We start from the raw sequence: 25157 nt of genomic DNA on the forward strand, positions 1-25157 counted from the left end.
AGTCCTTAGCGCGTGCCGCCGGTTTGTTTGAGGAAGTTGGCGAACAGTTCGTGGCCCTGCTCGGTGAGGATCGACTCAGGGTGGAACTGCACGCCCTCGATGTTCAGGGTCTTGTGGCGCAGGCCCATGATCTCGTCGACCGAGCCGTCTTCGAGCTGGGTCCAGGCCGTCAGCTCCAGGCAATCGGGCAGGGTTTCGCGCTTGACGATCAATGAATGATAGCGGGTCACCGTCAGCGGACGATTCAGGCCTGCGAACACACCCTTGTCCTCGTGAAATACCGGGCTAGTCTTACCGTGCATCACTTGACGGGCGCGCACCACATCACCGCCAAAGGCTTGGCCGATGGACTGGTGACCGAGGCAGACGCCAAGAATCGGCAGCTTGCCGGCGAAATGCTTGATCGCTTCAATCGAGATGCCGGCTTCGGTCGGCGTGCAAGGACCGGGGGACACAACGATGCGCTCAGGGTTGAGGGCTTCGATCTCAGCGATGGTCAATTCATCGTTGCGCACGACCTTGACCTCGGAGCCAAGCTCGCCCAGGTACTGCACAACGTTGTAGGTAAAGGAGTCGTAGTTATCGATCATCAGCAACATGGCGTTTAGAACCTCTTGAATTCACTGACTTTGAAGATGGCCTTCGAATGATTGACCCGCAGAGCGCTGCGCTTTGTCAGGTGCCGGAGTAGCGCCAGCAAAGCGGCATTTCAAACGGGTAAAGAAGGCGAAGCGGTACAGGTCCGGCGAGGCCGGCAAAAGAATTCAGGCGCGCCAACGCCAGCGGGCGTGTGCCTTGATGACTTGATCCAGGAGTTTACTGATGATCAACACGGGGAAGGTCTCGTTCATACGTCCCGGCACAGTAACTTAGCTGGGCAGAGCGTGCAATATCGCCGGGGGTACTGCCTGCGAAACTATTAAAGGCTTCGCGACAGATGGCAAAAGGCCGAAAGTTTTTGGTACTGTCGTTTCGTTCACTAAAACAATAAATAAACGGACTTGCTCATGATCAAACAGTCGTTGTTTGTACCGCTCGCAGGATGCTTGCTCGCGATGGCTTGCGCCCAGGCGAACGCCGCGCCCAATCCTTACACTAACTTTGTGGTCTTCGGGGACAGCCTCAACGACGCCGGGACCTTTGCCGACACCGGCGGGCCTGCGGGGGCGACGCAGCGCTATACCAACCGGACGGGGCCGGTATACCTGGATGGCAGCGGTGAAGTCCGCTCGCTCAACTCCACGCAGATACTGGGCGGAAAACTGGGTTACTCGGCGGACCAGACCGCGTCATCCTCTTCGGCCGTGCGCGCCAACAACGGCCAGCCCGACGGCAATAACTGGGCCGTCGGCGGTTACCGCACCGATCAGATTCTGGATTCGATCACCAGCACGTCCGCCACTGGCGAACGCACTCGGGCCGGCTATCTTCCATCGAACAACTTCCGCGCCGACCCGAACGCGCTGTATTACCTGTCAGGTGGCGGTAACGACTTCCTGCAAGGTCGCGTCACCAGCCTGCCCCAAGCCAGTGCCGCCGCCGACCGACTGGCCGACAGCGTGCAGACGCTGCAAACCGCCGGCGCCAAATACGTCATGGTCTGGTTGCTGCCCGATATCGGCTTTACCCCGGCGTTCAACGGCACCCCGCTGCAGGCCTTCACGTCCCAGCTCAGCGCCCAGTTCAACACTGAACTGGTGAGCCGGCTGCAAAACATCAATGCCGAAATCATCCCGCTCAACATTCCGGTACTGCTCAAGGAGACGTTCGCCAACCCCGCGCAGTTTGGCCTGGCCACCGACCAGAACCTCATCGCCACCTGTTTCAGCGGCAACGGTTGCACCGAGAATGCCCGCTACGGCATCAACAGCGCCACGCCGGACCCGACCAAGCTGATCTACAACGACTCGGTGCATCCCACCGAAGCCGGGCAGCGCCTGATTGCCGACTACGCGTATTCCCTGTTGGCAGCACCATGGGAGCTGACCCTGCTGCCAGAAATGGCCCAGGGCACCGTGCGCGCGCATCAGGATGAACTGCGCAACCAGTGGCTGGCCGATTGGGAAAACTGGCAGGGTGTCGGTCAATGGCGAGCCATTGTTAGCGGCGGCGGACAGCACCAGGACTTTGACAGTCAGGACAGCGCGGTCAGTGCCGACGGCAACGGAGCCAACCTGAACATCGGTGGCAGCTACCGTATCGATGATGCCTGGCGCGTCGGCTTGGCGGCCGGTTTCTATAACCAGAAACTCGAGGCCGGCAGCAACGACTCCGACTACAAGCTCAACACCTACCTGGGCACGGCATTCGCTCAATACCAGCAAAACCGTGTCTGGGCTGACCTGGCGTTGACGGCCGGGCATCTGGATTACGACAGCCTCAAGCGCAAGTTCCAGTTGGGCGTCAACGAACGCGGTGAAAAAGGCGATACCAGTGGCTACGTCGAGGCCTTCAGCGCTCGCCTGGGTTACGACATTGCCCAACAAGCCAGCAGCCCTTGGCATGTGTCGCCGTTTATCAGCGCTGATTTCTCCAAGGCGAAAGTCGACGGCTACTCGGAGGACGGCAACAACTCCACGGCGCTGACCTTTGCCGACCAGGAGGTGATTTCCCGTCGCCTGGGCGCTGGCCTGCAGGGCAAGTACCAGATCACCCCGCAAACCCAGGTGTTCGGCGAGGCGGCAATCGAGCGTGAGTACAACGACGATACCCAGGACGTGGGCATCAACCTCAACACCTTGCCGAACAACCAGTTCACACTGGAAGGCTACACCCCGCAAAGCCACTTGCAACGCGTGAACCTGGGGGTGAGCCACAACCTCACCCGCGACCTGGCATTGCGCGCCAGCTATAACATCCGCAAGGACGACGACTTCACCCAACAGGGCATCAACGTAGGGGTTGCGCTGGACTTCTGATGTGCAGGCAATAAAAAACGCGGCGCCCTCACAGGCGCCGCGTTTTTTTGGCGATGAGATCATTGTGGGAGCGAGCTTGCTCGCTCCCACAGGACTTGTGGTCAGCTCAGCTTTCCGGGGTCTGTTCCGCCAGAGCAACGGCGCGGAACATCGCGCGGCGCTTGTTCAGGGTTTCTTCCCATTCCAGTGCCGGCACCGAGTCGGCGACGATGCCGCCACCGGCCTGCACATGCAGTTCGCCGTTCTTGATCACCGCCGTGCGGATCGCAATGGCGGTGTCCATGTTGCCGTTCCAGGCGAAGTAACCGACCGCGCCACCGTAGACGCCACGCTTGACCGGCTCCAGCTCGTCGATGATTTCCATCGCGCGAATCTTCGGCGCACCGGACAAGGTGCCCGCCGGCAGAATCGCTCGCAGTGCGTCCATCGCCGTCAGCCCGGCCTTCAATTGCCCGGTGACGTTGGACACGATGTGCATCACGTTGGAGTAACGCTCGATGACCATTTTCTCGGTGAGCTTCACCGAACCGATTTCCGAGACGCGACCCGTGTCGTTGCGACCGAGGTCGATCAGCATCAGGTGCTCGGCGATTTCCTTGTCGTCCGACAGCAGGTCTTTTTCCAGCGCCAGGTCAGCCTCTTCGCTGGCGCCCCGCGGACGGGTGCCGGCAATCGGGCGCACGGTGATCAGGTTGTCTTCGACCCGCACCAGCACTTCCGGCGAACTGCCGACAACGTGGAAGTCGCCGAAGTTGAAGAAGTACATGTAGGGCGTCGGGTTGAAGCAGCGCAGCGCCCGGTACAGATCGATCGGCGCAGCCTTGAAGTCGATCGACATGCGCTGGGACGGCACGACCTGCATGCAGTCACCGGCCAGGATGTATTCCTTGATGGTGTCGACGGCTTTTTCGTAATCGCTTTGGGTGAAGCTGGAACGGAACACCGGGTCAGCCGCTTGCTGCTTGCTGAAGTCCAGGCCACGGCGCGGGGTGATCGGCTGACGCAGTTTTTCCAGCAGCTCTTCCAGGCGCGCGCGACCTTGCTCGAAAGCATCTTCCTGCGCTGGGTCGGCCAGGACGATTGCATGCATCTTGCCGGCGAGGTTGTCGAACACCACGACAGCGTCGGAGACCATCAGCAGGATGTCCGGCACGCCCAGCGGATCCGGATTCGGGCACTTGCCCAGACGCTTCTCCACATAACGCACGCAGTCATAACCGAAATAACCCACCAGGCCGCCGTTGAAACGTGGCAGGCCGGCAATGGTCGGCACGTTGTAGCGAGCCTTGAAGGCTTCGACGAAGGCCAGCGGGTCTTCCACGTCATGGCTTTCGGTCTCGACACCGTCGACGGTCACGCTGACGTGATGGTCGTGAACCCGCATCACGGTGCGGCACGGCAGGCCGATGATCGAGTAACGGCCCCACTTCTCGCCGCCCTGTACGGACTCCAGCAAGTAGGAATTGGGCTCGTCAGCCAGCTTCAGGTAGATCGACAGCGGCGTGTCGAAGTCAGCCAGGGTTTCACAGGCAAGCGGGATGCGGTTGTAGCCGGCAGCGGCCAAACGCAGGAATTCTTCGCGGATCATGAGGTGCCTCGTGGCTTGAGGGTCGAACAGTCAGGTATGCAAACGCGCCGGGTAACCGGCCAGGATCAAGTCAGGCGCGCCAACGCCAGCGGGCCAGGGCCTTGATGACTTTCATCCAGAGTTTGCGAGTGACCACCACGATGGCGTTTCCAGAAGGGGGTTGGACAGCGTCGGCCAACGTTATCTCAGCGGCCGGATCCAGGCAACCGGGAATTAGTTTGCGCAGGTCGTCGATCACCAGCGCCGGCGACTCTTCGGCGATCGGCCGGCCGTGGTTATAGCCGTAGCTCAGGGCCACGCACTTGACCCCCGCCGCTTTCGCCGCCAGCACATCGCTGCGCGAATCACCCACGAACAACGATTGCGAAGCCGGAATGTTGGCCATCTTCATCACGAAAAACAGCGCGGCCGGATCGGGTTTTTTCTGTGGCAGGGTGTCGCCGCCGATGATCCAGCGGAAATAACGACCGATTTTCATCTGATCCAGCAACGGTGCGACGAAACGCTCCGGTTTGTTGGTGATCAGTGCCATCTCGACACCCTGTTTTTTCAGCCATCTGAGGGTGTCGCGCACGCCGGGGTAAACCACGGTCAACTCATGGCTCTCGCCATAAGCCTGCATGAAATACTCCAGCGCCCGTTCGGCCTCGACGTCATCGACCGCCGAATGATCGATAGCGCCAGCCAGCGCACGACGCACCAGTACCGGCGCGCCATTGCCGACCCATTCGCGCACAGCTTCCAGGCCGGCAGGTTGGCGACCGAGGTTGAGCAGCATCTTGTCCACAGCCACTGCCAGGTCCGGGACCGAATCGATCAAGGTACCGTCCAGATCGAACATCACCAGCCGTGGCAGTTGCCCCGGGAACAGCTGCTCAAAGCCACTCATGGGCGAGCCAGCGCCAGTTCGGAACGCATCTTGTCGATGACTTCCTGATAGTTCGGCGCATTGAAGATGGCCGAGCCGGCGACGAAGGTGTCAGCGCCAGCCGCAGCGATTTCACGAATGTTGTTCACGTTCACACCGCCGTCGATTTCCAGGCGAATGTCACGGCCCGAAGCATCGATCAACGCCCGCGCTTCGCGCAGCTTGTCGAGGGTGCCGGGGATGAACTTCTGCCCGCCGAAGCCCGGGTTGACGCTCATCAGCAGGATCATGTCGACCTTGTCCATCACGTACTTGAGCACGTCCAGCGGGGTCGCCGGATTGAACACCAGGCCCGACTTGCAGCCGCCTTCGCGGATCAGTTGCAGGGAACGGTCGACGTGCTGGGTGGCTTCCGGGTGGAAGGTGATGTAGGTCGCGCCGGCTTCGATGAAGTCACCGACGATACGATCCACCGGGCTGACCATCAGGTGCGCGTCGATCGGCGCGGTCACGCCGTACTTGCGCAATGCCGCGCAGACCATCGGGCCGATGGTCAGGTTCGGTACATAGTGGTTGTCCATGACATCGAAGTGCACGAAGTCGGCGCCGGCGGCCAGGACGTTGTCCACTTCTTCGCCCAGGCGGGCGAAGTCGGCGGAGAGAATCGACGGAGCAATTACGAAGGGCTGCATGACGCACCTTTTCTGAGCAGAATCACGATGGCGCGCATTGTATACCTCATGCTTTGACGCGCGCACCGTGAGCGCGATGATCAGTAGGCAGCGCGGTAGATCTTCTCGATATCGATCGCGCTCAATTTGCGCGGATTGTTGCGCATCAAGCGCTCAATGCCCGCGGCTTCCACGGCCATGGCAGGAATGGCGTCCTCCGGCACTCCGAAGCTGCGCAGGCCGGACGGGATTTCCACCGCCGCGCACAACTCGCTCATGGCCTCCACGGCTTTGTCGGCCGCTTCGTTGACACTCAGATGGGCGGTCTTCACTCCCATGGCCTCGGCAATATCCTGCATGCGTTCGATGCAGGCCATCTTGTTCCAAGTCATGACATAGGGCAGTAGCAAGGCATTGCTGACGCCATGGGCGATGTTGAAGCGCCCGCCCAATGGATACGCCAGCGCATGCACCGCGCCGACCCCGGCATTGCCGAACGCCATGCCGGCCATCAGGCTGGCGGTGGCCATGTCTTCGCGGGCTTGCAGGTTCGACGGGTTGGCGTAAGCCTTGGGCAGGGCCTTGGCGATCAGCTTGATGGCGCCGATGGCCAGGGCATCGGTAATCGGCGACGCGTTGACCGACAGATAGGACTCGATGGCATGCACCAGCGCATCGACGCCGCTGGCCGCCGTGACGCCTCGCGGGCAGGTCAGGGTCATCTGCGGACTGACCAGCGCCACGTCCGGCAATAGATAGTCGCTGACGATGCCCTTCTTCAGTTGCGCAACCTTGTCGGAAAGGATGGCAACGTTGGTCACTTCCGACCCAGTGCCGGCGGTGGTCGGGATGGCGATCAGCGGCGGGCCTTTGCGCGGCACCTGATCGATACCGAACAAGTCCTCCAGCGCGCCGTGGTACCCGGCGTAGGCTGCCACGCTCTTGGCAATGTCGATGGCACTGCCACCGCCCAGACCGATCAAGCCGTCATGTCCGCCGTCGCGGTACACCTGCATGCAATCTTCGACGATGGCGATTTCCGGGTCCGGCAGGACCCGGTCGAAAATCTCGTAGCTGCGTTCGCCCAGTTGCGCCAGCGCCAGTTCCACCGTGCCGGATTTCACTAAAGCGGCATCGGTAACGATCAACGGGTTATCGATGTCCAGACGCGCCAGCTCGGCGGACAGTTGCTCGATGGCACCTGCGCCGGTGATCAGTTTGTGAGCGATTTTGAAAGAGGAAAGACTCATGTGCGCAGCCTCTTATAGGTAGGGGAGCTGGGCACAATAGTAGCTGGGGATTGGGGTTTGTCTGCCATTCAGGCCATGAATGACCGGGCCTGCCGAAAACTGCCAAAAACACCTGTAGGAGCGAGCCTGCTCGCGATGAACCCGAGAACGCTGCGGGGTGTCAGGTATCCCGCGTTATCGTTGACGTTCATCGCGAGCAGGCTCGCTCCTACAGGGTGTGGTGTCAGACCTGCGCGGTACGCAGTTTTTCGCTACGCCCACGCAGCCATTCCAGGGTCAGCAGCAGGATCACCGAGAAGGCAATCAGCAGCGTCGCGGCGGCGGCGATGGTCGGACTGAGGTTCTCGCGGATACCGCTGAACATCTGCCGTGGCAGGGTCGCTTGCTCGGGACCGGCGAGGAACAGCGTCACCACCACCTCATCGAACGACGTCGCGAAGGCAAACAGCGCGCCCGAGATCACGCCCGGCGCAATCAGCGGCAAGGTCACCCGGCGGAACGTGGTCAGCGGCGAAGCACCCAGGCTCGCAGCAGCCCGCACCAGGTTGTGGTTGAACCCCTGCAAGGTCGCCGACACAGTGATGATCACGAACGGCACACCCAACACCGCATGCACCACGATCAGCGAGAAGAAGCTGTTACCCAACCCCAACGGAGCGAAGAACAGGTAGCTGGCCACGCCGATGATCACCACCGGCACCACCATCGGCGAGATCACCAGCGCCATCACCAGCGCCTTGCCGGGAAAGTCGCCGCGAGTCAGGCCAATGGCCGCCAACGTACCGAAGACCATCGCCAGCACCGTGGCCGCCGGGGCGACGATGATGCTGTTCTTCAGGGCCCGCATCCATTCCGCCGAGGCGAAGAAATCGTGGTACCACTGCAGCGAGAAGCCCTGCAGCGGGTACACCAGGAAACTGCCGGAGTTGAACGACAGCGGAATGATCACCAGCACCGGCAGAATCAGGAACAACAGAATCAAGCCGCAGAGAATCCGCAAGCTGTAGAACCACACCCGTTCGATGGGCGACATGTAAGGACTCAGCATTTCGTTCTCCCCTTAGCTCAGGCGCAGGCGGCTCGCGCCCACCAGCCAGCTGTAAATCAGATAAAGCACGACGGTCGCCAACAGCAGCAGCCCACCGAGTGCGGTCGCCATGCCCCAGTTGATGCTGGTGTTGGTATAGAAGGCGACGAAGTAGCTGACCATTTGATCGTTCGGGCTGCCCAGCAATGCCGGGGTGATGTAGTAGCCGATGGCGAGGATGAACACCAACAGGCAACCGGCGCCGACACCGGCATAGGTCTGCGGGAAGTACACCCGCCAGAAGCTGGCGAACGGATGGCAGCCGAGGGAAATCGCGGCGCGCATGTAGGTCGGCGAGATGCCTTTCATCACGCTGTAGATCGGCAGGATCATGAATGGCAGCAGGATGTGCACCATCGAGATGTAGACGCCGACGCGGTTGAACACCAGTTCGATCGGCTTATCGATGATGCCCATGGCCATCAGGCCGCTGTTGATCAGGCCGCCCGATTGCAGCAACACGATCCACGCCGCGACCCGCACCAGGATCGAGGTCCAGAACGGCAGCAACACCAGGATCATCAGCAGGTTGCTCTGCCGCGATGGCAGGTTCGCCAGCAGGTAAGCCAATGGGTACGCCAGCACCAGGCAGATCACGGTGATGATCAGGCCCATCCAGAAGGTGCGGGCGAAGATGTCGAGGTAGATCGCCTGATCCGGGGTGGCCGGGGCGATTTCGCCGAGGTCGTCGATGCGGTGATCGACAGCCGCCAGCAGGTAATACGGGGTGATGCTGCTGGTGTTGCGGCGTACCGCTTGCCAGTAGGCCGGGTCGCCCCAGCGCTCGTCGAGGCCTTCCAGCGCTTCTTTATAGGAGGCCGGTTCAGTGGCGAGCGGCAAGGCGCGGGCGGTTTTGGTCAGCAGGCTGCGGTAGCCGGCCAGTTCCATGTTCAGGCGCTTGGACAGATCGCCCAGGGTCTGATTCTTGCGAGCCTCGGCGAGGTCTTCAGCCGCTGCTTTGTAAACCGGTTCAGCGGGCAGGCCACGGCCGTCCCAACTGGCGATGGCGGTTACGGTGCGTGGCATGCCGCCGACCACTTCCGGGTTGCCAACGCTTTTGTAGAGCAGCGCCACGATCGGCACCAGGAACACCAGCAACAGAAACAGCACCAGCGGCGCGATCAGCGCCTGGGCCTTCCAGCGGTTGACCCGCTCGGCGTGCTTGAGCCGCTGCTTCAAGGTGGGGCTGGTGCCCTCGTTCAGGGGAACGGCGATAGCCATGACGTACTCCGGGAAATCTTTGATCGATCGTTAATGTGGGAGCGAACTTGTGGCGAGGGGGCTTGCCCCCGTTCGGCTGCGAAGCAGTCGTAAAACATCGCACCCGGTGTATCTGACACATCGCGATTGCAGGTTTGGGGGCCGCTTCGCGGCCCAACGGGGCGGTGCGGCGATCCGACAAGCCCCCTCGCCACAGAAGCCCGCCCTCACAGGAGGGCGAGCCCTCTGCTTATTTCGCAGCCCAGGAATTGAAACGCTGTTCCAGTTGCTCGCCGTTGTCAGCCCAGAAGCTGACGTCGATCTGCACCTGGTTGGCGATGTTTTCCGGGGTGGTCGGCATGTCTTTCAGGACATCCTTGGCCAACAACGGTACGGCCTGGGTGTTGGCCGGGCCGTAGGCGATGTTTTCCGAGTAGGTCTTCTGCTGCTGTGGCATTACCGAGTAGGCGATGAACTTCTTCGCCGCTTCAGCGCGCTTGGCATCCAGACCTTTTGGAATGGCCCATGCGTCGAAGTCGTAGATGCCGCCGTTCCATACGACTTTCAGGTTGCTTTCTTTCTGCACGGCAGCGATTCGACCGTTGTAGGCCGAACTCATGACCACGTCACCCGAAGCAAGGTACTGCGGCGGCTGTGCGCCGGCTTCCCACCACTGGATGTTCGGCTTGAGCTCATCGAGCTTCTTGAACGCACGGTCCTGGCCATCTTTGCCGGCCAGCACTTTGTAGACGTCTTTCGGCGCAACGCCGTCGGCCATCAGTGCGAATTCCAGGGTGTATTTGGCGCCTTTACGCAGGCCACGCTTGCCCGGGAATTTCTTGGTGTCCCAGAAATCGACCCAACTGGTCGGTGCGGATGCCAGTTTGTCAGCGTTGTACGCCAGCACGGTCGACCACACGAAGAAACCTACGCCGCAAGGCTGGATGGCGCCCTTGACGTAGTCTTCGGTCTTGCCGAACAGCGCAGGGTCGAGTTGCTCGAACATGTCTTCGTCGCAACCACGGGACAGTTCCGGCGATTCAACCTCTACCAGGTCCCAGGACACGCTCTTGGTGTCGACCATGGCCTTGACCTTGGCCATTTCGCCGTTGTACTCGCCCGCCACGATCTTGCCGTTGCCTGCCGCTTCCCACGGTGCGTAGAAGGCTTTGACCTGAGCCGCCTTGTTCGCTCCGCCAAAGGACACCACGGTCAGGTCCGGGCCGGCCGCCATTGCGTGTGCCGCGCCCATCATGCCCAGTGCCAAAGCGGTGAATTTCAGGGATCTCAACATTTATTGTTCTCTCCACGTGCAGGGTTGGTGTTGGTATTGCCGGGGCGATCAGTTCGCCTCTAGAAGGGGATCGAGTGCACGAACGTGCTCGACCTGCCAGCCAAGCGGTACCACGTCGCCGACGGCGAGCGCAGGATCGAGCTCGGCAATCGGCTGTTTCACGAAGAAGTCGGTCTTGCCGCAGACTTCCATGCGCACCCGGACGTGGTCGCCCAGATAGATGAATTCCTCGACCCGCCCGGAGAAGCGGTTGACGCATTGGTCGCTGGAGCCATTGAGGCTCACCCGCTCCGGACGAATGGACAGGGTCACCGGCTCACCGGTCTGGCCGACGTTGACCGCCAGGGCTTCCACCTTTTCACCGCGTCCGAGTTCGACAATGCACCGGTCGCCGGTTTGGCTGTGCAGTCGGCCATTGAGGCGGTTGTTCTCACCGATGAAGTTGGCGACGAAGGTGTTTTTCGGCTCTTCGTAGAGGGTACGCGGCGGCGCGATCTGCTGGATTTCGCCCTGATGGAACACCGCCACGCGGTCCGACATGGTCAAGGCTTCGCCCTGATCGTGGGTCACGTAGACCACGGTGACGCCCAGGCGCTGGTGCAGGTGCTTGATTTCCATCTGCATGTGTTCACGCAGTTGTTTGTCGAGTGCGCCGAGGGGCTCGTCCATCAGCACCAGTTGCGGCTCGAACACCAGGGCGCGGGCCAATGCCACACGCTGTTGCTGACCACCGGAAAGCTGCGCCGGGTAGCGCTGGGCGAAGGCATCGAGCTGGACCATGCTCAGCACGCGCTTGACCCGGGCACTGACGTCGCTCTTGTTCATGCCGCGCACGGTCAGCGGGAACGCCAGGTTCTCGGACACCGTCATGTGCGGGAACAAGGCGTAGTTCTGGAACACCATGCCGATGTCGCGCTTGTGCGGCGGCACGTTGTTGATGGAGCGCCCGGCCAACAGGATTTCGCCCGCGGTCGGCGTTTCAAAACCGGCGAGCATCATCAGGCTGGTGGTCTTGCCGGAGCCGGACGGCCCGAGAAGAGTGAGGAATTCGCCTTTGCGAATGTCCAGGTTGAGGTCTTTGACGATCAGGTTCTCGCCGTCGTAGCTCTTCTGCACTCCACGAAAGCTGACCAGAACATCATTGGCCCCTGCGCTTGAATCGACCTGGCTCATACCCACACCTTTGTTATTGATGACTGCTGTGGGATTAAGCCTAGTGGACGCTGGGGACCACGCAAATCGGGGGGCAAGAGAGATTCGCCTCAGCCGGATGGAAGGCTGGGGGTAGGGATTGCCCTACAAGGATGGCGCGTTTTGGCAAATGCAGTGGCAGCGCTCAGCTACAAGCCGCAAGTAATGGCAAAAGCGGTTGTTCGGCATGTCGTAAATGGATATGGCGTGGCGTTAATCCTGTAGGAGCCGGCTTGCTGGCGATAGCGACCTCTAGAACGCCATCGCCAGCAAGCCGGCTCCTACAGGGGATGCGGTATCAGAGGAGCTTGTGCTCCATCGCGTACTTCACCAGTTCCGCCAGCGAGGTGATGTTGAGCTTCTGCATCAACCGCGCCTTGTGCGTGCTGATGGTCTTGCTGCTCAGCGCCAACTGCTGGGCGATGTCGTTGACGTTGGCACCCTGGGCGAGGCGTTCGAACACGGAAAACTCGCGCTCGGAGAGCAACGAGTGCAATGGCCGCGAGTCGGTCAGGCCGACCTCGAAAACCATGCGGTCGGCCAGATCCGGGTCGATGTAACGCCCGCCTGACGCCACTTTGCGAATCGCCGTCAGCAACAGCGCCGGGTCGCTGTCCTTGGTCGCATAACCCGCCGCCCCGACCTTGAGCGCCCGGGCGGCCATCTGCGCTTCGTCGTGCATCGACAACACCAGGATCGCCGGCGGATTGTTCAGGGCGCGGATCCGCGGAATGGCTTCCAGGCCATTGACCCCCGGCATGGAGATGTCCAGCAACACCACTTCGCAGGGCACATGACGCAAGGTGTCGAGCAACTGCTCGCCATTGCTCGCCTCCCCCACCACGAGCAAATCCTTGGCCAGGCCAATCAGTTGCTTGATGCCTTCACGGACGATGGTGTGGTCTTCGGCTACCAGTACACGGATCACTTGCCCTTCCTCATTGATTACGACTGTCGGCGGTCCAGCGGCACGCGCACACTCAGGGTCGTGCCTTCACCCGGTTCACTCTCAAGGGATAACTCACCGCCCAGGATCAATACCCGCTCACGCATTCCGACGATCCCAAAGGACGTTGGCCTGCCAAGTGCGGCAACAAATCCTACACCGTCATCGCTGACCGTCAGGCACAACTCGTCACCCTCCAGCGCCAGTGTCAGTTCGACAGTATGCGCCTGGGCATGGCGCATGACATTGGTCAGCGCTTCCTGAAGGATCCGGAACAGGCCGATGGCCTTGGCGTCGCTGAGCACCGGCAGATTGTCCGGCACCCGCACCAGACACGGAATCTGCGTACGCGCCTCAAAGCGTCGGGCCTGCCATTCGATGGCCGAGGCAATACCGGCATCGAGAATCGGCGGGCGCAAGGCGGTCGCCACGTCGCGAACCAATTGGAACAGTTGAGCGATCAGGCGCTTCATGCTGCCCAGGCGTTCGTTAAGACCCGGATCGAGTTGCGCGTAAGCCAGTTCGCACATGGAGGTTTCCAGCTTGAGCACCGTCAGCATCTGCCCCAATTCGTCATGAACTTCCCGGGCGATGCGCGCCTTTTCTTCTTCGCGCACGCTCTCCAGGTGCGCGGACAACTCGCGCAATTGTTCCCGGGAACTGGCCAGCTCGAGTTCGATGCGCTTGCTCTCACTGATATCCCAGACGATGCCGTCCCAGACGTAGGCGCCGTCTTCCAGCCGCCGGGTGATGGCCTTGATCTCCGCCCAGCGCTGCTCGCCCTGGCGCGTGAGGATGCGCCCTTGCCACGACCAGTCGCTGTCGGTATCCAGCGCATGGTCCTGGGTCTGGTGATAGCTGGCCTTGTCATCCGGATGCACCAGGCTGCGCAGGCCTTTGTCGCGATGGGCCAGCGTGGCCGGCGAGTAACCCACCAGGCTTTCGCTGCCTTCGCTGATGTAGGCAAAGTCGATCTGGCCGGTCACCGGCGCCCGTTCCAGGCGGAAAACCAGCCCCGGAACGTTGGCGGCGATGCCTTGCAGTCGCGCCTCGCTTTCCTGCAGGGCTGCCAGGGCACGACGCCGCTCGGTGACGTCGTTGAGGTAAACCACCAGGTATTCACCGTCGCGAAAACGCAGAAAACTCAACGAGACGTCGGCCGGGAGCACGCTGCCGTCGGCGCGCACGCAGTTGGTTTCGAAGCTTTGCGGGCCTTCTTCACTGGCCCGGGCGCGCTTCCACAGATTGAGCCAGCGGTCCATGTGCAGCCCGGGCTCGAAGTCGATCAAGGGTCGGTCAATGATCCCGCCAGGCGGGTAGCCGAGCATGTTTTCCGCCGCGCGGTTGGCGTAGCGCACATGACTGTCCCAGTTGACCCAGAGAATGCCGACGGTGCTCTGGTCGATGGAAAACTGGGTGAGCCGCAACGCCTCTTCGCCAGCGGCACGCATGGCAATGTCGTCCTGCGCGGCCATCAGGCGTTGCTCCAGACTGTGCTGTTGGCGCCGCTGCCAGAACACGATAGCCATGCAGCTCAACGCCAGTACCACCAGCAACAGACAGAGGTTTTGCCAGAACCCCGGAGACTCGGTGAGGCGCGGATACTTGGGTTGCAGCCATTGATTGTGCAACTGTTCCAGATCCTTGGCCGGAATCGCCCGCAACGCGCTTTCAACGATGCCCGCCAGTTCCGGCTTGTCGCGACGCGTGGCCACCCGTAGCAGTTGCGGCAGGCCGACATCCCCGACCACCACCAGTCCGACGAACTCCGGCTCGACGGACAGGCGCCCCAATTGCGCCTCGTCTACCACCGCATAGGCCGCCTGCTGGCCCGTCAGCAACTGTAACGCCTGGCGCTCCATCGGGACGCCCTGCAGGTTCAGGTGTGGATAGTTGCCGTGCAGATAATCGGCGATGGCGCTGGGCATGCGCACGGCGACGCGGGTCTGGCTGTCGAGCTTTTCCAGTTCTACCGTGCCAGCGCCTTTCTGGTCGCTGACCACCAGTTGCGGCACCCGCATGTAGGGGTCGGAAAACTGCCACAGGCGCAATCCGCCAGGGGTTTGGGTCAGCCCCGGGGCGATGTCGATTTCGCCCTCGCGCGCGGCCGCCTCCAGTTGTTCAAGGTCGGGAAAGTTGCGCCAGCTCAGTTCGACGTTGAGGGTCTTGGCCAGCCACTTCATCAAGTCGACATTCACCCCGGACAGGCGCTGCAAGCGACGATCGTATTGCGCATAGGGCGCCTGCAACACCAGGCCGACCCGCAACTCGCTCTGCTGCGCCAGCCAGGACTGTTGTTTCGGCGTCAGTCGGGCAAGGTGCTCCGGGGGCATGGCCGCCGCCCAGCCCATCAAGGGAAACCACAAGCAGCCGATAACCCACAGGCAGCGAAAACGCATCATTGAACTCTCACACCCTGACAAATACTGACCAACCCATTAGGCTGCCGGAACAACTTCTGGCCTGGAATATCCGATGCCCCCTGTCTACCGCCTGGCACTGCCAGCATTGTGCCTGTCGCTGATCCTGCCTTGCGCTTTTTCCGTCGAGGCGGCCGACCCGGCGCCTGGTGCAACAGAAAAAACCGCCGAAGAAAAACCACTCGAACGTCAGCCGTTGCCTGAGCGTAGTCAGGAAGAAGCGACTGCACTGGAGCGAAAAATCCCGGCTCAGGAACAGCAACAACTGCAAGCGGGCAACGACACGTTTCTGGCCTTGTGGAAACCGGCCAATACCGCCCAACCCAAAGGCGCGGTGATTATCATCCCGGGCGCCGGTGAAACCGTTGACTGGCCGCAAGCGGTCGGTCCTTTGCGGCGCAAATTGCCGGACGTCGAATGGAGCAGCCTGAGTATCACCTTGCCAGACCTGCAAAGCGATGCCATTGCGCCACGAGTCGTGGAAGCGCCACCCGCTCCCAAAGCCGCCGAAAGCGCCAGTAAAGATTCGACCACCGCAGCCCCCATCGAGCAGGTGGCCGGCGGCGAGGCCGATGTGGCCGACAAGGTTGTCGCCGAAACCACCGAGGAACAATCCAAGGCTGATGCCGAGCGCATCTTTGCCCGGATCGACGCGGCGATCGCATTCGCCGAACAGCAAAGCGCTCGTAGCATCGTGGTGTTGGGACATGGTTCGGGCGCCTACTGGGCCGCGCGCTACCTGAGCGAGAGGCAGCCGTCGCAGGTCGAGAAACTGGTGATGGTTGCCGCGCAGACACCCGTGACGGTGAAACCGGAACTGGCGGAACTGACCCCGACGTTGAAGCTGCCGACCGCCGATATCTTCTATAACGACAAACTGTTGGATCGCAATGCGGCTCTGGCCCGTCTGCAGGCCAGCAAACGATTGAAGGCGTCGGCCTTCAGCCAGGTGTCGCTCAAGGCGTTGCCAGACAACAAGGCAGAGCAGGAGCAACTGTTCCGGCGGGTGCGGGGCTGGTTGAGTCCGCTGCCTGCGACAGACTGACAGACCGAGGCGCCTTCATCGCGGGCAAGCCACAGGTTTTGTGTACGACACAAAACCTGTGGCTTGTCCGCGATAGCGGTATCACTGGCGACGCAAATGTTCCGGACTAGCGAAAATCCCGCCGCTCCCGAATCAACGTATAGGCACTGTGCAATTCCCGCGTTCTCTCGGTCGCTTCACGAACCTGCATCGCCGTCGCACCGCTACCGGCAATCTTGTCCGGATGATGCCGACTGAGCAGGCGTCGGTAAGCACGCTTGATCTGCGCCGGCTCGGTGGTAGCCGACACCCCCAAAAGCCTCAGGGCGTCCTGATAACTTGGCACGCTGCTGCTCAATGGCCGCTTCTGCGGCTCATAGTCGTGGGCCAGCGCATTTACCTGGTGAGGTGTCCAGCCCAGCCACCGGCCCCATTGGCTGATCAGCTCACGTTCACTGCTGCCGGCACGACCATCGGCCCAGACCATTCGCCAGCAGGCGCGCAACACGCCTTCGGCCGCATGGGGCTGGGCACTCAGGCGACGCAGATAACCGCGTAGGCGGTCGCGGCCCGACTTGCCGCGATTGAACGCGGCAATCGCACGACGCTGGGCCGGCCCGGACATGTCCAGCGCGCGCATTTCCGCCCGGGCCTGTTCGATGTGCCCGGCCACCACCTGACCGTCGCACTTGGCCAGGCGCCCCAACAGGACAAACAGCAATTCATCGTTACGCAACACCGGGCGACCGCCCAGCTTTTCCCGCAAATGCCCCCAGCTCTGCAAGTGCAGGCGCCGGTCCAGCGCCTGCCCCAACAATGCGCCGAGCAAGGCCCCCGGAATGCTGGCTATGGCAAAACCCGCTCCGGCTCCGATCAGAGTCCCTGGCCACAGCATCTCAGCGGCTCGCGTCTATTAATGTTTCAACTTCGGCCAGGCGTTCGTGAGTGCCGACATCGACCCAGTGGCCTTTCAACTGTTCGCCAGTTACCTGACCGTCAGCCATGGCTTTGCGCAACAGCGGCGCGAGCTTGAAGGCCCCCGCCGTACAGCCGTCGAACAACTGCGGATGCAAAACGGCGATGCCGCTGTAGGTCAGGGTTCCAACCTCTGGCTGACCGTCGCGTACCTGCGTTTCGACCAGGCTGAAGTCCCCGGCCGGGTGATGGGCCGGGTTGCTGGCCAGTACCAGGTGCGCCAGGCCGTTAATGGGCTGATGCAACACGCTGAAGTCGTAATCGGTCCAGATATCACCGTTGACCACCACAAACGCCTCATCCCCCAACAACGGCAAGGCGCGGAAAATCCCCCCGCCGGTTTCCAGGGGCTCACCTTCCGCCGAGTACTGGATGCTCACGCCATATGTCGAACCATCGCCCAGATAGTCTTCGATCTGCTGACCGAGCCAGGCGTGATTGATCACGATGTCGGTGAACCCGGCGGCGGCCAGCGCCCGCAGGTGATACTCGATCAACGGCACACCGCCGGCGCGAACCAGCGGTTTTGGCGTGGTCAGGGTCAGCGGGCGCATGCGCTCGCCTTTGCCCGCGGCCAGGATCATTGCCTTCATGCTTTCACTCCGGCACGCAGACTGGCCAGCAATACATCCAGCTCGGCCAGTTCAGGACGGCGAGCGATCACGGCTTCTATATAGGCAAAGAACCGCGGCACATCGCCCAGATAGCGCGGTTTGCCGTCGCGATGGCAGATGCGCGCGAAAATGCCGATGACTTTCAGGTGACGCTGCACCCCCATCAAGTCACTGGCACGCAGGAAGTCCTCGAACTCTGGCTGCACCGGAATACCAAGGGCGCCCGCCTGCTGCCAGTAGCTTTCGAGCCAGCCGGACACACGCTCCTGAGGCCAGCTGAGGAAAGCGTCCTTGAGCAGGCAGGTCACGTCGTAGGTCACCGGGCCATACACCGCGTCCTGGAAATCCAGCACACCGGGATTGGGCTCGCTGAGCATCAGGTTGCGCGGCATGTAGTCGCGATGCACCAGGACTTTTGGCTGCGCCAGGGCGCTGTCGATCAACAGGTCGCTGACCTGCTGCCACAGCACTTGCTGCGCTGCGTCGAATTCGATGCCCAGTTCACGTTTCACGTACCACTCGGGGAACAGTTCCAGTTCCCGACGCAGCAATGCCACGTCATAGCTCGGCAGCGGCGCAACCATCGGCAACTGCTGGAAAGCCAGCAACGCTTGCAGGGCATCGTTGAACAGATCGTCGGCATTTTCACTGTCGATGACGTCCAGATAGGTCTTGTTGCCCAGGTCATTGAGCAAAAGAAATCCGCGCTCGAGGTCTTCGGCATAAATTTTCGGCACATTTATTCCGGATTTCGCCAGCAAAAAGGCGATATCCACGAAAGGTTTGCAGTTTTCCTGGGGCGGCGGCGCGTCCATCACGATGAAACTTTTGCCATCGCCTTGCCAGCGGAAATACCGCCGAAAACTCGCGTCGCTACTGGCCGCAGTCAATGTGGCCGGGGGGACGGCGCCCCAACCCTGCTCGGCAAAGAGGGTCGCCAATTGTTTATCGAGCCAAACTTTCAGGTGTTGCAAGCGTACATCTTGATCAGGCATTGCAAGGGTCTCCGACGGCGCTAGCCGTCAAGCGGGTCATGCTTTATTATCCAGCATCTTTTTCAGACCATCGAGAGGCGTGCGGCCCACACCGCGGGCAGATGGCACGCAGGAAGCCCGGACTAATAAGATGGCATTGAAATCCCCCGCGTTTCGTAAAAAATTTCCGTTGTTGGTAACCGGCAGTTTGCTGGCGCTGCAACCCCTTGCCACTTCCTACGTGGTCGCCGCGGAACAGTTTGACTGCTCAGTCTCTGCTTCGGGTTCCTGGGACTGTGCGCCAAAAACGCCGGCGGCTGCATTGCCACCGCGTCCCGTCCATGACGGCAGCGCAGTTTCCGCTACCGGCGAAGCTCCGGTCCAGACCGGATCCGGCGAAGACACTGGCGCCAAGCCGGTGCTGGTCACCGAATCCAAAGGCCGTGGCCTGAAGTCGCGTAGCGCAGACTACAGTCACCTCGACTGGGTTCCCCGCGAGCAGCTCACCGCCGCACAATTGGCCGAAACCGGTCCTTATTGCTCTGGTTCCTATATCGAACCGATTCGTCCTGGCATGAATGACAAGACGGATAAAAGTGACGCACCTACCTTTATCGGCGCAAAAGCCTCCCGCTATAAGCAGGATGAGCAGGTCGCGACCCTGGCCGGTGACGTTGTCATGCGCCAGGGCAGCATGCAGGTCGAAGCCGACGAAGCCAACCTGTACCAGGCCGAGAGCCGTGGCGAATTGAGCGGCAACGTGCGCATTCGCGACAACGGTGCACTGATCGTCGGCGACCACGCCGATGTACAGCTCGACACCGGTGAAGCCAAGGTCGACAACGCCGAATACGTGATGCACAAGTCGCGCATCCGCGGCAGTGCGCTGTACGCCAAGCGTGCCGAGAACGCGATCATCCGCCTCAAGGATGGTACGTACACCACGTGCGAACCGAACAGCAACGCCTGGCAGCTCAAGGGCAACAACGTCACGCTGAACCCGGCCACCGGTTTCGGTACCGCGACCAACGTGACACTGCGGGTCAAGGACATTCCGGTCCTGTACACGCCGTACATCTACTTCCCGATCGACGACCGTCGCCAGTCCGGCTTCCTGCCGCCGACCATCGGCACCGGCAGCGATACCGGCTTCATGCTGGTCACCCCGTACTACTTCAACCTGGCGCCGAACTACGATGCCACGTTGTACCCGCGCTACATGGAAAAGCACGGCTTGTTGATGGAAGGCGAATTCCGCTACCTGACCAAGTCCAGCGAAGGCCAGTTCGGTGCGGCGTACCTGAACGACGAAAGCGACGAGCGCGACAAGCAGTCCGACGCCGAAAAAACCCGCTACATGTACAACTGGCAGCACAAGGGTGGTCTCGACTCGCGAGTATTCACGCAAGTCGACTACACCAAGATCAGCGATCCGTATTACTTCCAGGATCTGCAGACCGACCAGATTGGCATCAAGAGCAATGACTACGTGAACCAACAGGGTTCCGTGACCTATCGCGGCGAGGGCTATACCGCTCGCGCGAACGCCCAGGCCTACGAACTGGCGAGCGTATCGAACATTACGCCGTACGACCGCCTGCCGCAGCTCACCCTCGACGGCATGCTGCCTTATCATCCGGAAGGCCTGGATTTCACGTACAACACCGAACTTGTGCGGTTTGATCGCGATCTGCAGAACGGGACATACTTTGACGAAGATGGCGTCGGCAGCCCTCGCCTGGACAACAACGTTCAAGGTCTGGCTCGCGCCAATGGCGACCGCCTGAATCTCGCGCCCGCCATCAGCCTGCCAATGACCACGACCTACGGTTTCCTGACACCGAAGCTCAAGTACCAGTACACCCAGTACCAACTGGACCTGGACGGCACCGGCAAAAGCCAGATCGCGGCTCAGAACCTGAACGCAGCTGCAAACGGGACTGAAAACCTCAACGGCCAGTTCGACAGCAACCAGAATCGCAGCATTCCGATCGCCAGCATCGACAGCGGCCTGTACTTCGATCGCAATACCCAGTATTTCGGCAAGAACTACCGCCAGACCCTCGAGCCGCGCCTGTTCTACCTGTACGTGCCCGAGGTCGACCAGGAAGACATCCCGGTATTCGATACCAGCGAATACACCTTCAACTATGCGTCGCTGTTCCGTGACAACCGCTTCTCCGGCTCCGACCGTGTCGGCGACGAGAACAAGCTGTCGTTGGGCGTGACCAGCCGCTGGATCGAAGACGACGGTTTCGAGCGTCAACGCATCAGCGTCGGCCAGGCCTTGTACTTCAAGGACCGCGAAGTTCAGTTGCCAGGTATCGATGCCAAGACTCGTAAAGATACGCAAGCCAACGTTTCGCCTTACGCCCTGGAATACGAATATCGCTGGAACCGCGACTGGCGGACCACGGCCGACTACAACTGGGACCCGGACAGCCGCAGCCCTCGCTCGGGCAGCGCGATGTTCCACTACCAGCCTGAAGACAACCCGAACAAGGTGGTCAACCTCGGTTATCGCTATCGTAATGACCAGGTCCGTTACGACCAGAACACCGGTCAATGGAGCGTTGGCGGCGGTGACTACGGCACCCCTGGCCAGCCTGGCTACGTGAAGGACTACTACAAGATCGAACAGCACGACTTCTCGGTGATCTGGCCGATCGTGCCGCAATGGAGCGCCATCAGCCGCTGGCAGTATGACTACAACCGCAACCGTACCCTGGAAGCCTTCGGTGGTTTCGAGTACGACAACTGCTGCTGGAAACTGCGCCTGATCAACCGCTACTTCGTTGATTACGACGAGTTCAGCCAGGAAGCACCCGAAAACGAAAAAGGCGACCATGGCGTCTTCCTCCAAATTGTTCTGAAGGGACTCGGCGGCGTGACTGGCGCCAAGGTAGAGAGCTTCCTCGACAAAGGCATTCAAGGTTATCGTGAACGTGAAGACCAAGCTTTCTGATTGTCTGCGCCCGCTGATGCTGGGCGCGCTGTTCCTGAGCACGGCGGCCAGTGCCGCCGTGCAGTCCATCGACAAAGTGGTGGCCATCGTCGACAACGACGTGGTCATGCAGAGCCAACTGGACCATCGCGTCCGTGAAGTTCAGCAAACCATTGCCAAGCGTGGTTCTGCCGTGCCGCCGTCCAGCGTGCTGGAGCAGCAGGTACTTGAACGCCTGATCGTCGAAAACCTGCAATTGCAGATCGGCGAGCGCTCCGGCATCCGCATTACCGATGAAGAGCTGAACCAGGCTGTCGGCACCATTGCCCAGCGCAACAACATGTCGATCGAGCAGTTCCGCGCTGCCCTGACTCACGACGGTCTGTCCTACGACGACGCACGTGAGCAGATTCGCCGCGAAATGGTCATCAGCCGTGTGCGCCAGCGTCGGGTTGCCGAACGCATTCAGGTCTCCGAGCAGGAAGTGAAGAACTTCCTGGCATCGGACCTTGGCAAGATGCAGCTGTCCGAAGAGTTTCACCTGGCCAACATCCTGATTCCAACGCCGGAAAGCGCCAATTCCGAAGCGATTCAGAATGCAGCCAAACAGGCCGATGCGATTTACCAGCAGCTCAAGCAAGGCGCTGACTTCAGTCAGTTGGCAATCGCCAAGTCCGCCAGCGAAACCGCTCTGGAAGGCGGCGACATGGGCTGGCGTAAAGCCGCTCAACTGCCTCCGCCGTTCGATCGCCTGCTGAGCACCATGCCGGTGGGTGATGTCACCCAGCCAATGCGCACGCCGGGCGGCTTCATCATCCTGAAGATCCTCGACAAGCGTGGCGGCGAAACCCAGATGCGCGATGAAGTGCATGTGCGCCACATCCTGGTCAAACCGAGCCCGATCCGCGACGAAGCCAAGACCAAGGCCCTGGCCGAATCGCTCTACAGCCGCATCGAGGCTGGCGAAGACTTCGGCGAACTGGCGAAAAGCTACTCGGAAGACCCGGGTTCTGCCCTCAACGGCGGCGACCTGAACTGGATCGACCCGAACGCACTGGTACCCGAGTTCCGCGAAGTCATGGCCAAGACCCCGCAAGGTCAGCTGTCCAAGCCGTTCCAGACCCAGTACGGCTGGCACGTCCTGGAAGTCCTTGGCCGTCGCGCCACGGACAGCACCTCCCAGGCTCGCGAGCAGCAAGCCATGACCGTGTTGCGTAACCGCAAATACGACGAAGAGCTGCAAACCTGGCTGCGTCAGATCCGTGACGAAGCGTACGTGGAAATCAAACTCCCTGGCGCCGACCAGGCAGCGCAGTGAAACCCCAACGTTTCGCGCTGACACCCGGTGAACCAGCCGGCATAGGTCCCGACCTGTGCCTGCTGCTCGCCTCGCAAGCCCAGCCTCACCCCCTGATCGCCATTACCAGCCGCGACCTGCTCATCGAGCGGGCCGCGCAACTGGGCGTGCCTGTCGATTTGCTGCCGGTCACGCCGGACCACTGGCCGGATACACCCGCGCCAGCCAACAGCCTGTATGTCTGGGATACACCGCTCAACGCCAAGGTCGTCGCCGGGCAACTGGACAAGGCCAACGCCGCCTTCGTCCTGGAAACCCTGACCCGCGCCGGCCAAGGCTGCCTGAGCGGAGATTTCGCCGGCATGATCACCGCGCCGGTGCACAAAGGCGTGATCAACGAATCCGGCATCGCCTTTTCCGGGCACACCGAATTCCTCGCTGACCTGACCCACACCGCACAAGTGGTGATGATGCTGGCCACACACGGCTTGCGCGTAGCCCTGGTGACCACTCACCTGCCCCTTCGCGAGATTGCCGATGCAATCACGCCGGAACGCCTGGAACGCGTTACGCGAATCCTGCACGCCGACCTGCAAAACAAATTCGGCATCGCCCGGCCACGCATCCTGGTCTGCGGGCTCAACCCGCATGCCGGTGAAGGCGGACACCTGGGCCATGAAGAAATCGATATCATCGAACCCACATTAGAGCGCTTGCGCGGCGAGGGCATGGACCTTCGTGGCCCCCTGCCCGCCGACACTCTGTTTACCCCCAAGTATCTGGAGCACTGCGATGCGGTGCTGGCGATGTACCACGACCAGGGCCTGCCGGTGCTGAAGTACAAAGGCTTTGGCGCGGCAGTCAACGTGACCCTCGGCTTGCCGATCATCCGCACCTCGGTCGACCACGGCACAGCCCTGGACCTGGCCGGCAGCGGCAAGATCGACACCGGCAGCCTGCAAGTCGCCCTGGAAACCGCCTACCAGATGGCCGAGACCCGTTTATGACCGAGCAATACCAACACAAGGCGCGCAAACGCTTTGGCCAGAACTTCCTGCATGACGCCGGCGTTATCGACCGCATCCTGCGCTCCATTCATGCCAAGGCCGAAGACCGCCTGCTGGAAATCGGCCCCGGCCAGGGCGCACTGACCCAAGGCCTGCTCAGCAGCGGCGCGCAACTCGACGTGGTGGAGTTGGACAAGGACCTGATCCCGATCCTCAACCAGCAGTTTGCCGGCAAGAGCAATTTCAACCTGCATCAGGGCGATGCGCTGAAGTTCGACTTCAACAGCCTCAACGCAGCGCCAGGCAGCCTGCGAGTGGTCGGCAACCTGCCGTACAACATCTCCACGCCGCTGATTTTTCACCTGCTGCACAACTCGCACCTGATCCGCGACATGCACTTCATGCTGCAAAAGGAAGTGGTCGAACGCCTGGCTGCCGGCCCGGGTGGTGGTGACTGGGGTCGCTTGTCGATCATGGTTCAGTACCACTGCCGGGTCGAGCACCTGTTCAACGTCGGCCCGGGCGCGTTCAACCCGCCGCCGAAAGTCGATTCAGCCATCGTGCGCCTGGTGCCTCACGCGGTGCTGCCGCACCCGGCCAAGGATCACCGCCTGCTCGAGCGCGTCGTGCGTGAAGCGTTCAATCAGCGCCGCAAGACCCTGCGCAACACCCTCAAGCTGCTGCTGAGCAATGCCGAAATCGAAGCCTGCGGCGTCGATGGCAGCCTGCGTCCCGAGCAGCTCGACCTGGCTGCCTTCGTGCGCCTGGCCGACAAGCTCAGCGAACAGGCAGCACAACAGCCCGCCGCGAACTGACAGGCGATGAGCGCTATCGGGTAGGACGCCACTCTGGTCTACTACCCGATACTTGGCCTAGACTGAACTCCATC

General features: G+C 61.3%; 20 protein-coding genes. 6 read left to right on the forward strand and 14 right to left on the reverse strand.

Annotated elements, in window-relative coordinates; all coding sequences use genetic code 11:
- Nucleotides 1–5: 5 nt before the first annotated feature.
- On the reverse strand, nucleotides 6–599 hold the full coding sequence (locus tag AB4O16_RS13660; RefSeq protein ID WP_085727855.1) for an aminodeoxychorismate/anthranilate synthase component II: 594 nt from the start codon (nucleotides 597–599) through the stop codon (nucleotides 6–8).
- Between the two features lie 408 nt (nucleotides 600–1007).
- On the opposite strand from AB4O16_RS13660, the gene estP reads away from it, so the two are divergent.
- Nucleotides 1008–2918: an esterase EstP gene (estP, locus tag AB4O16_RS13665; RefSeq protein ID WP_160388388.1), complete on the forward strand. Its 1911-nt coding sequence runs from the start codon at nucleotides 1008–1010 to the stop codon at nucleotides 2916–2918.
- 106 nt (nucleotides 2919–3024) lie between these two features.
- Here the strand turns inward: estP and trpE are convergent, their stop codons facing one another.
- The 10 genes from trpE to AB4O16_RS13715 all read right to left on the reverse strand — a co-directional run bounded on the left by trpE (nucleotide 3025) and on the right by AB4O16_RS13715 (nucleotide 15415).
- Complete coding sequence (gene trpE / locus AB4O16_RS13670) at nucleotides 3025–4506, reverse strand: anthranilate synthase component I (protein ID WP_460157906.1); 1482 nt, start codon at nucleotides 4504–4506, stop codon at nucleotides 3025–3027.
- A gap of 70 nt (nucleotides 4507–4576) precedes the next feature.
- Complete coding sequence (locus tag AB4O16_RS13675; RefSeq protein WP_460157907.1) at nucleotides 4577–5395, reverse strand: phosphoglycolate phosphatase; 819 nt, start codon at nucleotides 5393–5395, stop codon at nucleotides 4577–4579.
- Nucleotides 5392–6066: a ribulose-phosphate 3-epimerase gene (gene rpe / locus AB4O16_RS13680; protein WP_053162900.1), complete on the reverse strand. Its 675-nt coding sequence runs from the start codon at nucleotides 6064–6066 to the stop codon at nucleotides 5392–5394. The genes AB4O16_RS13675 and rpe overlap by 4 nt, the downstream gene beginning before the upstream one ends.
- 80 nt (nucleotides 6067–6146) lie before the next feature.
- Nucleotides 6147–7295, reverse strand: coding sequence for an iron-containing alcohol dehydrogenase (locus AB4O16_RS13685; protein ID WP_460157908.1), 1149 nt, complete (start codon nucleotides 7293–7295; stop codon nucleotides 6147–6149).
- A gap of 223 nt (nucleotides 7296–7518) precedes the next feature.
- Nucleotides 7519–8343 carry an ABC transporter permease gene (locus AB4O16_RS13690; protein WP_007980200.1) on the reverse strand — a complete coding sequence of 275 codons (825 nt, stop codon included), beginning with the start codon at nucleotides 8341–8343 and terminating at the stop codon, nucleotides 7519–7521.
- A gap of 12 nt (nucleotides 8344–8355) precedes the next feature.
- The gene (locus AB4O16_RS13695) at nucleotides 8356–9603 is read right to left on the reverse strand and encodes an ABC transporter permease (protein WP_007980201.1); all 1248 of its coding nucleotides are present in this window, start codon (nucleotides 9601–9603) and stop codon (nucleotides 8356–8358) included.
- Nucleotides 9604–9832: 229 nt separating this feature from the next.
- Nucleotides 9833–10876, reverse strand: coding sequence for an ABC transporter substrate-binding protein (locus AB4O16_RS13700; protein WP_160388392.1), 1044 nt, complete (start codon nucleotides 10874–10876; stop codon nucleotides 9833–9835).
- 48 nt (nucleotides 10877–10924) lie between these two features.
- Nucleotides 10925–12049: an ABC transporter ATP-binding protein gene (locus tag AB4O16_RS13705; RefSeq protein WP_160388393.1), complete on the reverse strand. Its 1125-nt coding sequence runs from the start codon at nucleotides 12047–12049 to the stop codon at nucleotides 10925–10927.
- Nucleotides 12050–12365: 316 nt separating this feature from the next.
- Nucleotides 12366–12995 (reverse strand): response regulator, encoded by a 630-nt coding sequence (locus AB4O16_RS13710; protein WP_103396764.1) that lies wholly within the window; start codon nucleotides 12993–12995, stop codon nucleotides 12366–12368.
- A gap of 17 nt (nucleotides 12996–13012) precedes the next feature.
- A complete protein-coding gene (locus AB4O16_RS13715; RefSeq protein ID WP_460157909.1) occupies nucleotides 13013–15415 on the reverse strand; it encodes a PAS domain-containing sensor histidine kinase in 2403 nt (800 codons plus the stop codon).
- A gap of 73 nt (nucleotides 15416–15488) precedes the next feature.
- On the opposite strand from AB4O16_RS13715, the gene AB4O16_RS13720 reads away from it, so the two are divergent.
- Entirely contained in the window at nucleotides 15489–16478 is a 990-nt protein-coding gene (locus tag AB4O16_RS13720; RefSeq protein ID WP_460157910.1) for an alpha/beta hydrolase family protein, read from the forward strand.
- A 106-nt stretch (nucleotides 16479–16584) separates the two neighbouring features.
- Here AB4O16_RS13720 and AB4O16_RS13725 read toward each other — a convergent pair whose 3' ends face one another.
- Genes AB4O16_RS13725 through AB4O16_RS13735 form a run of 3 tightly spaced genes read right to left on the reverse strand, consistent with a single transcriptional unit; the run spans nucleotide 16585 to nucleotide 19041 of the window.
- Nucleotides 16585–17352, reverse strand: coding sequence for a TerB family tellurite resistance protein (locus AB4O16_RS13725; protein WP_160388396.1), 768 nt, complete (start codon nucleotides 17350–17352; stop codon nucleotides 16585–16587).
- Between the two features lies 1 nt (nucleotide 17353).
- On the reverse strand, nucleotides 17354–18025 hold the full coding sequence (gene murU / locus AB4O16_RS13730) for an N-acetylmuramate alpha-1-phosphate uridylyltransferase MurU (protein WP_460157911.1): 672 nt from the start codon (nucleotides 18023–18025) through the stop codon (nucleotides 17354–17356).
- On the reverse strand, nucleotides 18022–19041 hold the full coding sequence (locus tag AB4O16_RS13735) for an aminoglycoside phosphotransferase family protein (protein WP_460157912.1): 1020 nt from the start codon (nucleotides 19039–19041) through the stop codon (nucleotides 18022–18024). The genes murU and AB4O16_RS13735 overlap by 4 nt, the downstream gene beginning before the upstream one ends.
- 130 nt (nucleotides 19042–19171) lie before the next feature.
- Here AB4O16_RS13735 and AB4O16_RS13740 point away from each other — a divergent pair, with 130 nt between their 5' ends.
- Genes AB4O16_RS13740 through rsmA form a run of 4 tightly spaced genes read left to right on the forward strand, consistent with a single transcriptional unit; the run spans nucleotide 19172 to nucleotide 25083 of the window.
- Nucleotides 19172–21985 (forward strand): LPS-assembly protein LptD, encoded by a 2814-nt coding sequence (locus tag AB4O16_RS13740; RefSeq protein WP_460157913.1) that lies wholly within the window; start codon nucleotides 19172–19174, stop codon nucleotides 21983–21985.
- Nucleotides 21960–23282: a peptidylprolyl isomerase SurA gene (gene surA / locus AB4O16_RS13745; protein WP_371925960.1), complete on the forward strand. Its 1323-nt coding sequence runs from the start codon at nucleotides 21960–21962 to the stop codon at nucleotides 23280–23282. Before AB4O16_RS13740 ends, surA begins: the two co-directional genes overlap by 26 nt.
- Complete coding sequence (pdxA, locus tag AB4O16_RS13750; RefSeq protein WP_460157914.1) at nucleotides 23279–24268, forward strand: 4-hydroxythreonine-4-phosphate dehydrogenase PdxA; 990 nt, start codon at nucleotides 23279–23281, stop codon at nucleotides 24266–24268. The genes surA and pdxA overlap by 4 nt, the downstream gene beginning before the upstream one ends.
- Nucleotides 24265–25083 carry a 16S rRNA (adenine(1518)-N(6)/adenine(1519)-N(6))-dimethyltransferase RsmA gene (rsmA, locus tag AB4O16_RS13755; RefSeq protein ID WP_460157915.1) on the forward strand — a complete coding sequence of 273 codons (819 nt, stop codon included), beginning with the start codon at nucleotides 24265–24267 and terminating at the stop codon, nucleotides 25081–25083. Before pdxA ends, rsmA begins: the two co-directional genes overlap by 4 nt.
- Nucleotides 25084–25157: the final 74 nt, after the last annotated feature.

Source organism: Pseudomonas sp. S2_H10 (genome assembly GCF_054668285.1).

Coding starts and splice junctions, on each gene's coding strand:
- AB4O16_RS13720 (WP_460157910.1), top strand. CDS start 15,489: ATGCCCCCTGTCTACCGCCTGGCACTGCCAGCATTGTGCCTGTCGCTG.
- AB4O16_RS13705 (WP_160388393.1), bottom strand. CDS start 12,049: ATGAGCCAGGTCGATTCAAGCGCAGGGGCCAATGATGTTCTGGTCAGC.
- AB4O16_RS13685 (WP_460157908.1), bottom strand. CDS start 7,295: ATGAGTCTTTCCTCTTTCAAAATCGCTCACAAACTGATCACCGGCGCA.
- murU (WP_460157911.1), bottom strand. CDS start 18,025: ATGAAGGCAATGATCCTGGCCGCGGGCAAAGGCGAGCGCATGCGCCCG.
- AB4O16_RS13660 (WP_085727855.1), bottom strand. CDS start 599: ATGTTGCTGATGATCGATAACTACGACTCCTTTACCTACAACGTTGTG.
- AB4O16_RS13735 (WP_460157912.1), bottom strand. CDS start 19,041: ATGCCTGATCAAGATGTACGCTTGCAACACCTGAAAGTTTGGCTCGAT.
- AB4O16_RS13695 (WP_007980201.1), bottom strand. CDS start 9,603: ATGGCTATCGCCGTTCCCCTGAACGAGGGCACCAGCCCCACCTTGAAG.
- estP (WP_160388388.1), top strand. CDS start 1,008: ATGATCAAACAGTCGTTGTTTGTACCGCTCGCAGGATGCTTGCTCGCG.
- trpE (WP_460157906.1), bottom strand. CDS start 4,506: ATGATCCGCGAAGAATTCCTGCGTTTGGCCGCTGCCGGCTACAACCGC.
- AB4O16_RS13715 (WP_460157909.1), bottom strand. CDS start 15,415: ATGATGCGTTTTCGCTGCCTGTGGGTTATCGGCTGCTTGTGGTTTCCC.
- AB4O16_RS13740 (WP_460157913.1), top strand. CDS start 19,172: ATGGCATTGAAATCCCCCGCGTTTCGTAAAAAATTTCCGTTGTTGGTA.
- AB4O16_RS13690 (WP_007980200.1), bottom strand. CDS start 8,343: ATGCTGAGTCCTTACATGTCGCCCATCGAACGGGTGTGGTTCTACAGC.
- rsmA (WP_460157915.1), top strand. CDS start 24,265: ATGACCGAGCAATACCAACACAAGGCGCGCAAACGCTTTGGCCAGAAC.
- AB4O16_RS13725 (WP_160388396.1), bottom strand. CDS start 17,352: ATGCTGTGGCCAGGGACTCTGATCGGAGCCGGAGCGGGTTTTGCCATA.
- AB4O16_RS13700 (WP_160388392.1), bottom strand. CDS start 10,876: ATGTTGAGATCCCTGAAATTCACCGCTTTGGCACTGGGCATGATGGGC.
- rpe (WP_053162900.1), bottom strand. CDS start 6,066: ATGCAGCCCTTCGTAATTGCTCCGTCGATTCTCTCCGCCGACTTCGCC.
- AB4O16_RS13675 (WP_460157907.1), bottom strand. CDS start 5,395: ATGAGTGGCTTTGAGCAGCTGTTCCCGGGGCAACTGCCACGGCTGGTG.